Raw genomic sequence first — 13,544 nt, 5'->3', positions numbered from 1 at the left:
GCGATACTGAGGATCAAGACAGGCCCGAGACGGCTCGGACCCGGAAAGCGATGGCGCGGACACCGCGTCCGCGCCGGGTAGGAGAACCCCATGTCCACCTCGATCGATGCTCTGGTCGACGGCGCGCAAGAAGCGCTCGCAGAGTACGCGTCATTCACTCAGGAGCAGGTCGACCACATCGTCCGCAAGGCGTCGGTCGCGGCCCTTCATCATCACGGCGATCTCGCCACGATGGCCGTCGAAGAGACGAAGCGCGGACTGTTCGAAGACAAGGCCGTGAAGAACATGTTCGCGTGCGAGCACGTGACGAACTCGATCATCAACCAGAAGACCGTCGGCGTCATCGGCCATGACGAGATCACCGGCATCACCGAGATCGCCGATCCCGTGGGCGTCATCTGCGCGCTCACCCCGGTGACGAACCCGACGTCGACCGCGATCTTCAAGTCGCTCATCGCGCTGAAGACCCGCAACCCGATCATCTTCGGCTTCCACCCGTCGGCGCAGAAATGCTCTGTCGCCGCGGCGAAGATCGTCCGTGACGCGGCCGTCGCGGCCGGTGCCCCGGAGAACTGCATCCAGTGGATCGAGGAGCCCTCGATGGATGCCTCGGGCGCCCTCATGAATCACCCGGGCGTCGCGCTCATCCTCGCCACCGGCGGCAACGCCATGGTCCGCGCCGCGTACTCATGCGGCAAGCCGGCCCTCGGTGTCGGCGCCGGCAACGTGCCCGCTTTCATCGAGCGCACCGCCAAGGTCGGCCGCGCGGTCAACGACATCGTGCTGTCGAAGTCGTTCGACATGGGCATGGTGTGCGCGAGCGAGCAGGCCGTCATCCTCGACGCGCCGATCGCTGAAGAGGCGCTCGCCGAGTTCGCGCGCCTGCACGCATACACCGCGACCGCCGCCGAGAAGCGCATGCTCGAGGAGTTCATCTTCGGCGTCACCGCCGACAGCGAGAACTGCGCCGGCGCGAAGCTCAACCCCGCCGTCGTCGGCCAGAGCCCGCAGTGGATCGCCGAGCACGCCGGCTTCACCGTCCCCGACGACACGTCGATCATCCTGGCCGAGGTGACGGGCGTCGGGCCCCAGGAGCCGCTGACGCGCGAGAAGCTCGCTCCCGTCCTCGCGGTGCTGCGCGCGTCGAGTCCCGCCGAGGGCATCGACCTCGCTCGTCAGATGGTGGATTTCGACGGGCTGGGCCACTCCGGCGCCATCCACTCCAACGACCAGGACGTCATCGCCGAGTTCGGCAGGGTCGTCAAGGCCGTCCGCATCATCGAGAACAGCCCGTCGGCGCTCGGCGGCATCGGCGACATCTACAACGCCTTCATGCCCTCGCTGACCCTCGGCTGCGGCTCCTACGGCCACAACTCGGTCTCCAACAACGTCTCGGCGGTGAACCTCGTGAACGTCAAGCGCATCGGTCGTCGCAACAACAACCTGCAGTGGTTCAAGATCCCCGCGAAGACCTACTTCGAGCCGAACGCGGTGCGCTACCTCGCAGACATGCGCGGCGTGGAGCGGGTCACGATCGTCACGGACGAGACGATGACGAAGCTCGGCTACGTCGACAAGATCACGGACGTGCTGAACCGTCGCGCGAACCGCGTGCAGGTGCAGCTCATCAACACGGTCAAGCCCGAGCCGAAGGTCTCCGAGGTCAAGGCCGGCGCCGAGCTCATGCGCCAGTTCCAGCCCGACACGATCATCGCGCTCGGCGGCGGATCGCCGATGGATGCCTCGAAGGTCATGTGGCTCCTCTACGAGAACCCCGAGGTGGAGTTCTCCGACATGCGCGAGAAGTTCTTCGACGTGCGCAAGCGTGCGTTCACCTTCCCCGAACTCGGCAAGCGGGCAAAACTCGTCTGCATCCCCACGACGTCGGGCACGGGCTCCGAGATGACGCCGTTCGCGGTCATCACCGATGACGAGACGGGCATGAAGTACCCGCTCGCCGACTACGCGCTCACCCCCTCGGTGGCGATCATCGACCCCGTTCTCACCAAGGTGCTGCCCGGATTCCTCGTCGCCGACGCCGGCTTCGACGCGCTGACGCACGCCACCGAGGCGTTCGTGTCGGTGTACGCGAACGACTACACCGATGGCCTGTGCCTCCACGCGATCAAGCTGATCTTCGAGAACATCGAGCGCAGCGCCAAGGCGCAACCGAACTCGACGGATGCCGAGGACATCAGAGCTCGCGAGAAGATGCACAATGCGGCATCCATCTCGGGCATGGCGTTCGGCAACGCGTTCCTCGGCATCGTGCACGCGATGGCGCACGTCACGGGTGCGACCTACCACCTGGTGCACGGGCGGACGAATGCGGTCTACCTGCCGCACGTCATCCGCTACAACGGTCAGGTGCCGACGAAGCTCACGAGCTGGCCGAAGTACGAGCGCTACATCGCGCCCGAGCGGTTCCAGGAGATCGCGAAGCACCTCGGGCTGCCGGCGTCGACCCCCGAAGAGGGCGTCGAGAGCTACGCACGGGCCGTCGAGGAGCTCCGCGACAGGGTGGGCATCGAGCGGTCGTTCCGTGAGCAGGGCGTCGACGAGACCGCGTTCATCGCGGGCTTGCACGACCTCGCGATGGCCGCCTACGGCGATCAGTGCGCGCCGGCGAACCCGCGCATGCCGATGATCGCCGACATGGAGACGCTCATGGAGGCCGCGTACTACGGCACGTCGTTCGACGAGGTGCGCGCCGCCCGCAGGGGCGCGCACGCCGAGAGCGACGTCGTGACCGGAACGGTGAGGACGTCGTCCGCGAAGGGCGCGCGCCGCGCGAAGACCACCGCCTGAGCCTCAGCCCAGCGGAGGGATCCCGGAGGGGGTCGGGGGAGCATACCCGGCCCCCTCCGCCGCGCCTGCCCGCACACCTGACCGCGCCACCGCGCCGTGACGACTTGTCGCTCCGCCGCCGAACCCCGACCATGGAACCGTGGACGACCGCATCCGTCACCCCCGTGCGCCGTGGATCATCACGGCGCTCGCCGTCGCCGGTGCGGCAGCGCTCGCCGTCGGGGTCGTCCTCACGCCGTCGGGCCGCAGCGACTCGCTTGAAGATGTCGAGGCATCCGCCGTGCCTTCCCCGACTGTGAGCCCCACTGCTGCGGCCGTCCCGACTGACAGCGGCCCGCCCGCCGACGTGACCGTGTACGACACCGCCGCGCTCCCGCAGATCGACGTGTGGTCTGTGAACGCGGCACTGCCCGTCGACGACGACCCCTTCGGCGTGCTCACCGGCGAGCTCGCCCGCCCGCTTGCGCGCGCGCCGATCTTCGCCGCACCCGGGGGAGCACCGATCGGGTACCTTGCGCGCGACGCGGCGTACGGCGGCGCGATCGTGCCGGTGGTCGTGCACGATACGCACTGGGTGAAGGTACTGCTCTCGGGGCGTCAGGGTCGGCCTCCGGAGGGCAGCGCGGCCCAGGCCGTCGGCTGGCTGCGGGCCGCCGATGTGGAGTTCTCGTTCGCGACGTCCTACGTCGACGTCCAGCTCACCGCGCACACGATCGACATCGTCGGCGCGACCGGCCGGGAGCGCGTGGCGAGCGACTTCTCGTGGGGCAAAGAGAGCACGCCGACGCCCGTCGGACGCACGTTCATCATGCTGACGCGGGTCGTGCCCGAGTTCGCCTACACACGGGGGCATCCGCTCGTCTACCTCGGCGTGCAGTCGCCGACGCTTGCGGGGTTCGATGGGGGAGAAGTCGCCGTGACGGCGTTCCACTACTACCACGAGCGGTCGGGCCCGAACTCCTTCGGCTGCATCTACCTCGACGGGCCCGCGACCGATCGGCTCGCCCAGCTCCCCGCCGGGACGCCCGTCCTGATCAGCCCGTAGCGGCGACGCGGGTTCTGCGCAGCGCGGGCGCGCCCTGTGGAGAGAATCCGCGCGGGGATGCCGCGGCCCAGTACCGTGGGTCCCCACCTGCCCGGAAAGGAGCTTCTGTGCTCTCGATGCTCCACGTGCTCGCGTTCGCCGGTGTCGCCGCCGTCGGCGCCGTCGTCGGGTGGCGTCTGACGGGCGTACGGGCGCGATTCACGGGAGCGTCGCTGCCGGCTCCCCGCGACGGGCTGCCGTTCGCGTCGGCGACCGCGGCCGCCTTCCTCGCCGTCGCCGTCTTCGTGGTGATGCGGTCGACCGCACCGGGTGTGCACGCTGGACCCAGCGGATCGGGGAGCTCCGGCGCCACCGTCGTCGCCGCAGCGCTGGCAGCGGTCGCGTACCTGTACTTCGCGGCGGTCAGCTTGCTGCTTGCCGAGGTCGACGTCGCAACGCACCGCTTGCCGAACGCCATCGTTCTCCCGGCGTATCCCGTCCTCGCGATCCTGTTCGCTGCAGCGTGCCTGGCGGGAGGATCCTGGGCGCCGCTCGGGCGGGCCGCGGCGGGCGGCGGCATCCTGTTCGTGTTCTTCTGGCTCGTCCGTGCCGTCGGGCGTGGCGCCGGGAGGGGCGACGGGCGCGGTGCGCTCGGCGGTGGCGACGTGAAGCTCGCGGGTGTGATCGGCATGGTCCTGGGATTCACCGGGTGGTCGGCGCTCGCTGTGGGCACCCTCGCCGCCTTTGTCTTCGGCGGCGTGGCGGCGGCCGTGTTGCTGATGCGCGGGCGCGCGACGCGGCAGACCGCCATCGCCTTCGGGCCCTTTCTTCTCGCGGGGGCGTGGGCAGGGGTCCTCGCTGCGGGGACCTTCGCGCTCGGCTGAGGCCACGCGGTACCGTCACGCCCTGTCAAGTCCCCGCGGCAAAAGCGCGGCCGCACATATCCTGGGCGGCATGGACGTCACGCGCATCACCGCCCGCGCCCTCGCACTGACCCCCGTGCGCGCGTTTCTGCGTTACAGCGATCGCCGCGGCGCGATGCTCGCCGACAGCGTCACGTATCGGGCGCTGTTCTCGATCTTCGCCGCGGTCCTCCTCGGCTTCTCGGTCGCGGCGCTCTGGCTCGCCGGCAACAAGGAGGCGTGGGCGGCGCTCATCGACGCCGTCAACGGCGCCGTCCCGGGGCTCGTCGGCTCGGGCGGGCTCATCGACCCCGCCGACATCCAGGCTCCTGCGGGACTGTCGGTTGCGGGAGCGGTCGCCGCGATCGGTCTCATCGGAGCCGCGATCGGGGCGATCGGGTCGCTGCGGTCGGCGATCCGCGTCGTGTGCGACCGCACAACCGACGACGTGCCGTTCTGGCTCGTGATGCTCCGCAATCTCGCGCTCGCGGTCGGCGCCGGCGGCGCGCTGCTGGCGTCGGCGGCCGCGACGATGCTCGGCACCGCGGGGCTCGGGATCGTCGCGGGATGGTTCGGCGCGAGCGAGCACGACCCGGCGATCGCGTGGGGTGGGCGCCTCCTGGCGATCGGCGTAACGTTCGCTCTGGATGCCGTGGCGATCGCCGTCCTTTTCCGCGTCCTCTCGGGTGTGCGGGCGCCGGCCCGCGCCCTGTGGACGGGAGCGCTTCTCGGCGCGGTCGGCTTGACGGTCCTGCAGCAGTTGTCGGGCCTGTTCGTCGGGGGAGCGAAGTCCAATCCCCTCCTCGCCTCCTTCGCCGCGCTGATCGCGTTGCTGCTGTGGATCAACCTGTCCGCGCAGGTGATCCTGATCGCCACGGCGTACATCTACACGCTTGTTCGCGAGGGAGAGGACCGGGTGCGGGAGCGCTTCGGCGCCTCGACGTTCGCGCAGCGTCGGGTCCAGCAGGCCGAGGACGCCGTCGCGCGCGCTGCCGCCGACCTGGATGCCGCGCGCGCCGCGCTCGCGGATGAGCGCGGCGCGGCGCGAGGCCCGCGAGCGAGCGCGTCGTGACGCTCCTGTAAATTCTCGCTCCCGAGAGGCGAGCGCGGTAACGACTGCGCTCGCGCAGTGTGTACGTTCTTCTACGTGACCTCAACTGACATCACATCCGAGTCCGCGCACCCGCTCGGTGCCACGCATCCGCTCGCCCTCGCCCCCGTCACGGGGCCCGCGAGCTCGGTCGACGGCTTCGTGCGCCAGTTCCTACGCAATCTCAACTACGAGCGCGGGGTCGCGCTCTCGGCATCCACGTCGAACGACCGCTACATCGCGTTCGCCATGACGGTACGCGACTACCTGATGGCCCGATGGCTCGAGGATCAGAAGCGCCAGCGGGATGCGCAGGCGAAGGGCGTCGCCTACCTCTCCGCCGAGTACCTGCTCGGGCGGCAGCTGGACAACAACCTCCTCGCGACGGGTCTGTCCGACATCGCGACCGAAGCGATGGCCGCGTGCGGCATCGACATCGACGACCTCCGGGCGCACGAGGTCGAGCCCGGTCTCGGCAACGGCGGCCTCGGCCGCCTCGCGGCCTGCTTCATCGACTCGCTCGCGACGCTCGGAGTGCCGAACACCGGCTATGGCATCCGCTACGAGTACGGGATCTTCCGTCAGACTTTCGAGGGCGGCCAGCAGGTCGAGCAGCCGGACTCGTGGCTGAAGCTCGGCTCGCCGTGGGAGTTCCCCCACCCCGAGGCGGCGCGCACCATCTCGTTCGGCGGCCACACCGAGACCTACGACGACGAGGGCACCGAGCGCACACGCTGGGTGCCGGGGTGGAACGTCCTCGCCGTCCCGTACAACTACATGGTCCCGGGTTATCTCAACGGCCGGGTCAACACTCTGCGACTGTGGAGCGCAAAGGCGACCAACTCCTTCGACCTCCGCGTCTTCAACTCCGGCGACTACGAAGAGGCGGTGCGGGCGCAGACCTTCGCGGAGAACATCTCCAAGGTGCTCTACCCCGAGGACTCGACTCCGCAGGGCAAGGAGCTGCGTCTGCAGCAGCAGTACTTCTTCGTCGCGGCATCCATCGGCGACTTCCTCGCGTCGCTGCCGGAGGACTTCGACCTGCAGAAGCTCCCCGACCGCATCATCTTCCAGCTGAACGACACCCACCCCGTGATCGGCGTGCCCGAACTCATGCGCGTGCTCGTCGACGAGAAGCGGATGGAGTGGGCGGATGCCTGGGCCCTCACTCAGCAGTGCTTCGCGTACACGTGCCACACCCTCTTGCCGGAGGCGCTGGAGGTGTGGTCGGTCGACCTGTTGGGGCGCCTGCTGCCTCGCCATCTCGAGATCATCTACCGCATCAACGAGGAGTTCCTGGCCGAGGTGCGGGAGCGCTTCGGCGACGACGAGATGCGCATCCGCAACATGTCGATCATCAGCGAGTTCCCCGACCGATCCGTGCGCATGGCCTACCTCGCGACCGTCGCCGGTGCGAAGGTCAACGGCGTCGCCGAGCTCCACTCGCAGCTCTTGCGCGAGAAGGTGCTGCCGGACTTCAACGAGTTCTACCCGGGCAAGTTCACGAACGTCACGAACGGCGTGACGCCGCGCCGCTTCGTGCGGCTCGCCAACCCGGGCCTGTCCGCCCTCATCACCGAAGCGATCGGCACGGGGTGGGTGACCGACCTCGAGCGCTTGCGCGAGCTCGAGACCTACGCGGAAGACCCGCAGTTCCGCGACGCGTTCGCCGCGGTCAAGGCGGAGAACAAGCGCCGCCTCGGCGACACGCTCCGAGCGCGCGACGGTGTCGAGATCAGCGACGGTCACATGCTCGACGTCATGGTCAAGCGTCTGCACGAGTACAAGCGGCAGATGCTGAAGCTGCTCCACATCGTCACCGAGTACGAACAGATCGCTTCGGGCCGTGTCGCGGCATCCGACATCGTGCCGCGCACATTCGTCTTCGGCGCCAAGGCGGCCCCGGGCTACGTCATGGCCAAGCGCATCATCCACCTCATCAACGCGGTGGGACAGGTCGTCAACGACGACCCGCGCGTCGAGGGGAGGCTCAAGGTGCTCTTCCCACCGAACTACAACGTCACGCTCGCCGAACGCCTGATTCCCGCGGCCGACCTGTCGGAGCAGATCTCGCTCGCCGGCAAGGAGGCCTCCGGGACCGGCAACATGAAGTTCGCCCTCAACGGTGCGCTCACGATCGGTACCGACGACGGCGCGAACGTCGAGATCCGCGAGCTCGTCGGCGACGACAACTTCTTCCTCTTCGGGCAGAGCGAGCCCGAGGTCGAGGCGCTGTGGGCGCGCGGATACAAGCCGGCGGAGTTCTATCAGGCCGACGACAACCTCCGCCGCGCCATGGACCTCATCGCGTCCGGCGCGTTCTCGGGCGGCGACAAGACCGTGTTCGAGCCGATCGTGTCGAACCTGCTGTACGACGACCGGTTCATGGTGCTCGCGGACTACTCGTCGTACATCGACGCGCAGGCCAAGGTCGACGCCGCGTATGCGGATCAGGATGCCTGGACGCGCTCGGCCATCCTCAACGTGGCCCGCTGCGGCTTCTTCTCCTCGGATCGGTCGATGCGCGACTACATCGACCGTATCTGGCACACCCCGCCGGTGATCTAGCGGGCGTAGCGCCGGACGAAGGCGGCGAGGATCTCGCCGGTGTGCGTCACCGGCACGCGGCGGACCGCGGCGAGGGTCAGATCGAGCTCGCCCGGCGCGAAGTACCCGTAGTCGGCGTACGCGCGGATGCGGGTGGAGATGCCCTCGACGTCGCACTCCGGGTGGAACTGCGTCGCGTAGACGTTCCGCCCCACGCGGAACATCTGCACGGGGCAGGCCTCACCGCGCACGAGCAGCGTCGCAGACGGCGGCAGGATCGTGATCGCCTCCTTGTGGCCGACGAACGCCGCGAAGGTGTCGGGGAGGTTCGCCAGGAGCGGATCGGCGGCGCCGGCGGCGGTGCGCGCAACCTCGACGACGCTGATCGGCTCGCGATGAGTGCCGTCGATGACAGCGCCCTCGTGCGCCCCCACGGTGCCGATGCCGTAACAGGCGCCGAAGAAGGGGAAGTCCCGCGTGATGACGGCATCGAGAAGGGTCGAGATCTCGGCCTCGACGCGGCGCTGCACGGCCGACTTGCGCTCGGGCGGATCGGACGCGTTGAACGGTCCGCCGCCGACGAAGATGCCCGACCAGTCATCCAGGTCGATGTCGCCGAGCGGCTCGGCCTCGAGGCGCCGCCGCACGAGGTGCTCCTCCGACAGCCCCGTGTAGCGCAGGAACAGCGCGTACTCCTCGTCGGCCGGCAGATCCTCGGCGCGCGTGGCGAGCAGCAGGAACGGCTTCATACGTCGATCTCCTGCACACTCCGGATGTAGCCGGTCATGGCTTCGAGGGTCGCTGCGACGGCGGGGTTGCGCGGTCCCTCGTCGCGCGCGACGGCCCAGTACGCCAGGGGGTGGGCATAGGCGCCGTCGAGCACGCGCGCGAGGCGCGCGTCGGCGTCGCCGAGGAAGTCGGGCAGCAAGCCGATTCCCGCCCCGGCCGCGGTCGCCTCGACGTGCGCGAACACACTCGTCGAACGCACGGATGCCGGAGAGTCGGGCAGCTCCTGCAGCGCACGGTCCAGCTCATCGACCTGCAGCGAGCTCTCGACGTAATAGACGAGGGGATGCCCCGACAGCTCCGCCACCGTCTTGGGCACGCCGCGCTCGGCGAGGTAGGCGGGGGTCGCGTACAGCCGCAGCGCGTACGCGCACACGGGCGTCGCGTACGCGCGCAGCACCTGCGGGCGGCCGACGACGACCTCGAGGTCGACGCCCGAACGGTTCTGCCGCACGCGTTGGGTCGCCGAGAGCAGCTCGATCGCGAGGTGCGGGTGCGCGCGCCGCAGGAGCGTCATGGCGGGAGCGAGGAAGGCGGCTGTGAAGGCGTCCGGCGCGGAGATCCGCACCATGCCGTGCACGGCATCGGCTCCGTCATCCTCTACGAGCTCGCGCAGCGATCCCTCGATGCGCTCGGCGATCCCAACGGCACGACGCCCGAGCGCCGTCACCTCCCAGCCGCCGGCCGTGCGTACCAGCACTCGACCGCCCATGGCCGTCTCGAGAGCCGTGATCCGGCGTGACACCGTCGAATGGTTGACCCCGAGCACTTCCGCGGCCGCGGTGTATCTGCCCAGGCGCGCGACGGACAGGAAGGTCATGAGCGCGTCGAGCGGCGGTTCGGGGGAGCTGGACTGCATGCGAAGAGTGTGCACCGATGCACAGCGACGGTGCAAGTTTGCCTCGCCGGTGTGCATTGATATGCATGGATGCCCGTGCGTACAGTAACCACGAACCGCACCTCCGACGACGCAGGGAGCACTGAGCATGTCGACGATCGCCTTCATCGGACTCGGCCGGATGGGAACGCCCATGGCCGCCCATCTCGCGGCCGCCGGACACACCGTGCGCGGCGTCGAGATCAACCCGGCGGCCGCCGCGGCGGCGCAAGCCCGCGGCATCCACATCGTCGGATCGCCCGCCGAGGCCCTCGCCGGCGCCGACGCGTGCTTCACCTCGCTGCCCAAGCCCGAGCACGTGCGTGGCGCCTACGAGGGTGCGGACGGCATCTTCGCCCACGCGGAGCCGACGACACTCCTCATGGACACCTCTACGGTCGACGTCGAGACTTCGCGCTGGTGTCATGCGCGGGCGGAGGAACGCGGACTCACATTCGTCGACGCGCCGATCTCCGGGGGGACGGCCGGGGCCGAGGCCGGCACCTTGACGTTCATGCTCGGGGGGCGCGCGGCCGACGTCGAGCGTGCGCGCGAGATCGTCGCCCCGATGGCGGGCAACACGATCGCGTGTGGCGAGGCCGGAGCGGGCATCGCTGCGAAGCTCGTCAACAACATGATGCTCTTCATCGGCGTCATGGCGATGTCGGAGGGGTCGCAGCTCGCCGAACAGCTCGGTCTCGACGCGAAGATCTTCTGGGAGGTCGCGCGCGTGTCGTCGGGGGATTCCTGGCCCCTGCGCACGTGGTACCCCGTGCCGGGCGTGCTCGAGAACGCCGCGGCGAACAACAACTTCGACGCGACGTTCTCCGTCGACCTCGCCCGCAAGGACTGCGGCCTCGCCGTGCAGGCCGGCGACACGACGGGCGTCCACCTGCCCGCCGCGCGCCTTGCGCTCGCCCAGCTCGACGAACTCATCGCCGACGGCCTCGGCGCGAAGGACTGCACGCTCGTCGCGAAGCTCGCCTCACCCGACGGCACGCTGCGCGGCTACGACCCCTCGCTCGACCGCACTCTCGAAGGAACCCGCTCATGAGCACCACGATCGACACCCCCACGACCACGCGCACGGCGATCCCGCACGTCATCGGGGGCGACCGAGTCGAAGCCGACGGACGCACGGGTGCTGTCTTCAACCCCGCGACGGGCGTCCAGACCGGCGACGTCGCCCTGGCATCCGCCGACCTCGTCCACGCGGCGGCGCGTACCGCGCACGACGCGCAGCGCGCGTGGCGCGAGACGGGCCTCGGCAAGCGTCAGCAGATCATGTTCCGCGTGCGCGAGATCATCTCCACCCGCGCCGAGGAGCTCGCCCGCATCATCACCTCCGAGCACGGCAAGACCGTGCCCGACGCCCTCGGCGAGGTGGCGCGCGGCCTGGAGAACGTCGAGTTCTGCACGAGCCTCATGCACCATCTCAAGGGCGAGTACTCCGAGCAGGTCGCCTCCGGCGTCGACGTGCATCAGGTGCGGCAGCCGATCGGCGTCGTCGCGTGCATCACTCCGTTCAACTTCCCGGCCATGGTGCCGCTGTGGATGGTGACGACCGCCATCGCCGCCGGCAACGCCGTCATCTTGAAGCCGAGCGAGCGCGACCCCTCGGCGGCGAACTGGATCGCCGACGCGTTCGCCGAGGCAGGGCTGCCCGCGGGTATCCTGAACGTCGTGCACGGCGACAAGGAAGCCGTCGACGCGATCCTCGACGATCCCCTCATCCGCGCCGTCTCGTTCGTCGGCTCGACGCCGATCGCGAAGTACATCTATACCCGCGCGGCGGAGAACGGCAAGCGCGTGCAGGCGCTGGGCGGCGCGAAGAACCACATGATCGTCATGCCCGACGCCGACCTGGATGCCGCGGCGGATGCCGCCATCTCGGCCGGCTACGGGTCGGCGGGGGAGCGCTGCATGGCGGTTTCCGTCGTCGTCGCCGTCGGCGAGGTCGCCGACGAGCTGATCGCGAAGATCGCGGATCGGATGCCGCAGGTCACGGTCGGCGACGGCACCGCGCCGGGCATCGAGATGGGTCCGCTCATCACGCGGGACGCCCTCGAGCGCGTCACCGGGTTCGTCGCCGGTGCCGAAGGCGAGGGTGCGCGCCTCGTCGTCGACGGCCGCGAACTCGACGTGCCGGCGGGCGGGTTCTTCATCGGCCCTTCGCTCGTCGACGGCGTGACTCCCGGCATGCGGGTGTACGACGAGGAGATCTTCGGTCCCGTGCTCTCGGTCGTGCGCGTCTCGTCGTACGACGACGCCGTCGCCCTCATCAACGACAACCGCTACGCGAACGGCACAGCCGTTTTCACCCGCGACGGCAAGACGGCTCGGCAGTTCGAGTTCGACATCGAGGTCGGCATGGTCGGTGTCAACGTGCCGATCCCGGTGCCGATCGGCGCGTTCTCGTTCGGCGGCTGGAAGGACTCGCTCTTCGGCGACACGCACATGTACGGGCCGGAAGCGTTCCAGTTCTATACACGTCGCAAGGTCGTGACGACACGCTGGCCCGACGCGAGCGAGAGCCAGATCAGCCTCGGCTTCCCGACGCACTGAGAGGACTAGGCTGGCGCCATGGCTATTGCACGACTTCACGGCGGTCCGCTCGACGGGCAGGTCCTTCCCCTCGACGACGCGACGCAGGATTCGCTGATCCTTCCGTACAGCGAGACCCAAGTCGTCTACGAACGTGCCGGACGACCGGAGAACACGGGGGAGGGTGACGGGCCGACCTCGAGCGACTTCCACTACGTCGAGGCCGAAGACGACATCAACCCGGACGTCGACGGCCGCAACGAGTGACCCCGGAGTCGGCTTCCGCCGAGCCGACTCGCTCGCTCGAGATCGAGCTGACCTTCGATGTCGGCGTCGACACCCCGGTGCCGTCCTGGCAGACGCTCGGCCCTGTGGTGTCCGTAGACGGTCCCGAGCGGCGGGAGCTCGACGCGCAGTACTTCGACGTGCATGACGTGACGCTCGGTCGCGCCGGGTACGCGGTGCGGCGCCGCACCGGGGGCCCGGACGAGGGCTGGCACATCAAAGGCCCGAAGGATGCCGACGGCGCCCGACTCGAGCAGCACTGGCCGCTCGGTGCTCCCGGCGTGCCACCGGCCGAGCTGATCCGCGCCGTCATCCCCATCGCTCCCACGGCGGGGGAGTCGGGCGCGCTCCGCCGAATCGCTCGGATTCGGAACGACCGCCACGCGTACCTCCTGAAGGACGGTGCCGGTGCCGTCGTCGCGGAGTTCGTCGACGATCACGTGCGGGCCGTCGACGAGCTGCGCGGTGTGGAGACCCGGTGGCGCGAGTGGGAGTTCGAACTCGGGCCGGCAGCCCCGGCTGGCCGTGCGGACCGCGCCGCGCTTCTCGAGGCCGCCACCGAGATCGCGCTCGCGGCCGGCGCCCGCCCCGCGGCATCCGATTCGAAGCTCGCCCGTACCCTCGGCGTCTGAGTCGAATCACCCGAAACGCTCGGGCGAACGACGAACGCCGCCCCCGGCT

The 13,544-nt window shown here is 69.4% G+C and carries 11 protein-coding genes; 9 read left to right on the top strand and 2 right to left on the bottom strand.

What is annotated here, in order from left to right; translation table 11 throughout:
* The first annotated feature begins 90 nt into the window (after positions 1 to 90).
* The 5 genes from adhE to WFI52_RS11505 all read left to right on the top strand — a co-directional run bounded on the left by adhE (position 91) and on the right by WFI52_RS11505 (position 8,392).
* Positions 91 to 2,808, top strand: a complete 2,718-nt coding sequence (adhE, locus tag WFI52_RS11525) for a bifunctional acetaldehyde-CoA/alcohol dehydrogenase (RefSeq protein WP_336627022.1) — start codon at positions 91 to 93, stop codon at positions 2,806 to 2,808.
* 139 nt (positions 2,809 to 2,947) lie between these two features.
* Positions 2,948 to 3,853, top strand: coding sequence for a hypothetical protein (locus WFI52_RS11520; protein WP_336627021.1), 906 nt, complete (start codon positions 2,948 to 2,950; stop codon positions 3,851 to 3,853).
* Between the two features lie 116 nt (positions 3,854 to 3,969).
* Positions 3,970 to 4,716, top strand: coding sequence for an A24 family peptidase (locus WFI52_RS11515; protein ID WP_336627044.1), 747 nt, complete (start codon positions 3,970 to 3,972; stop codon positions 4,714 to 4,716).
* A gap of 70 nt (positions 4,717 to 4,786) precedes the next feature.
* Positions 4,787 to 5,806 (top strand): YihY/virulence factor BrkB family protein, encoded by a 1,020-nt coding sequence (locus WFI52_RS11510; RefSeq protein ID WP_336627020.1) that lies wholly within the window; start codon positions 4,787 to 4,789, stop codon positions 5,804 to 5,806.
* Between the two features lie 90 nt (positions 5,807 to 5,896).
* Positions 5,897 to 8,392, top strand: coding sequence for a glycogen/starch/alpha-glucan phosphorylase (locus tag WFI52_RS11505; protein WP_442927759.1), 2,496 nt, complete (start codon positions 5,897 to 5,899; stop codon positions 8,390 to 8,392).
* Here WFI52_RS11505 and WFI52_RS11500 read toward each other — a convergent pair.
* Together WFI52_RS11500 and WFI52_RS11495 are read right to left on the bottom strand one after the other, a co-directional pair.
* Positions 8,389 to 9,120 carry a glutamine amidotransferase gene (locus WFI52_RS11500; RefSeq protein ID WP_336627018.1) on the bottom strand — a complete coding sequence of 244 codons (732 nt, stop codon included), beginning with the start codon at positions 9,118 to 9,120 and terminating at the stop codon, positions 8,389 to 8,391. The two genes, WFI52_RS11505 and WFI52_RS11500, sit on opposite strands and share 4 nt — an antisense overlap.
* A complete protein-coding gene (locus tag WFI52_RS11495; RefSeq protein ID WP_336627043.1) occupies positions 9,117 to 9,977 on the bottom strand; it encodes a LysR family transcriptional regulator in 861 nt (286 codons plus the stop codon). Before WFI52_RS11495 ends, WFI52_RS11500 begins: the two co-directional genes overlap by 4 nt.
* A 166-nt stretch (positions 9,978 to 10,143) precedes the next feature.
* Between WFI52_RS11495 and WFI52_RS11490 the strand changes: the two genes are divergently transcribed.
* From WFI52_RS11490 to WFI52_RS11475, 4 genes are read left to right on the top strand one after another with little or no spacing between them, the layout of a single operon-like run.
* Complete coding sequence (locus tag WFI52_RS11490; RefSeq protein WP_336627017.1) at positions 10,144 to 11,088, top strand: NAD(P)-dependent oxidoreductase; 945 nt, start codon at positions 10,144 to 10,146, stop codon at positions 11,086 to 11,088.
* Positions 11,085 to 12,599, top strand: a complete 1,515-nt coding sequence (locus WFI52_RS11485) for a CoA-acylating methylmalonate-semialdehyde dehydrogenase (protein WP_336627016.1) — start codon at positions 11,085 to 11,087, stop codon at positions 12,597 to 12,599. Before WFI52_RS11490 ends, WFI52_RS11485 begins: the two co-directional genes overlap by 4 nt.
* 18 nt (positions 12,600 to 12,617) lie before the next feature.
* The gene (locus tag WFI52_RS11480) at positions 12,618 to 12,845 is read left to right on the top strand and encodes a response regulator (RefSeq protein ID WP_242086530.1); all 228 of its coding nucleotides are present in this window, start codon (positions 12,618 to 12,620) and stop codon (positions 12,843 to 12,845) included.
* Entirely contained in the window at positions 12,842 to 13,495 is a 654-nt protein-coding gene (locus tag WFI52_RS11475) for a CYTH domain-containing protein (RefSeq protein WP_336627015.1), read from the top strand. Before WFI52_RS11480 ends, WFI52_RS11475 begins: the two co-directional genes overlap by 4 nt.
* Positions 13,496 to 13,544 lie beyond the last annotated feature (49 nt).

It is taken from the genome of Microbacterium sp. MMO-20 (assembly GCF_037147735.1).
Lineage (GTDB): Bacteria > Actinomycetota > Actinomycetes > Actinomycetales > Microbacteriaceae > Microbacterium.
This window is presented reverse-complemented; position numbering and strand designations above follow the sequence as displayed.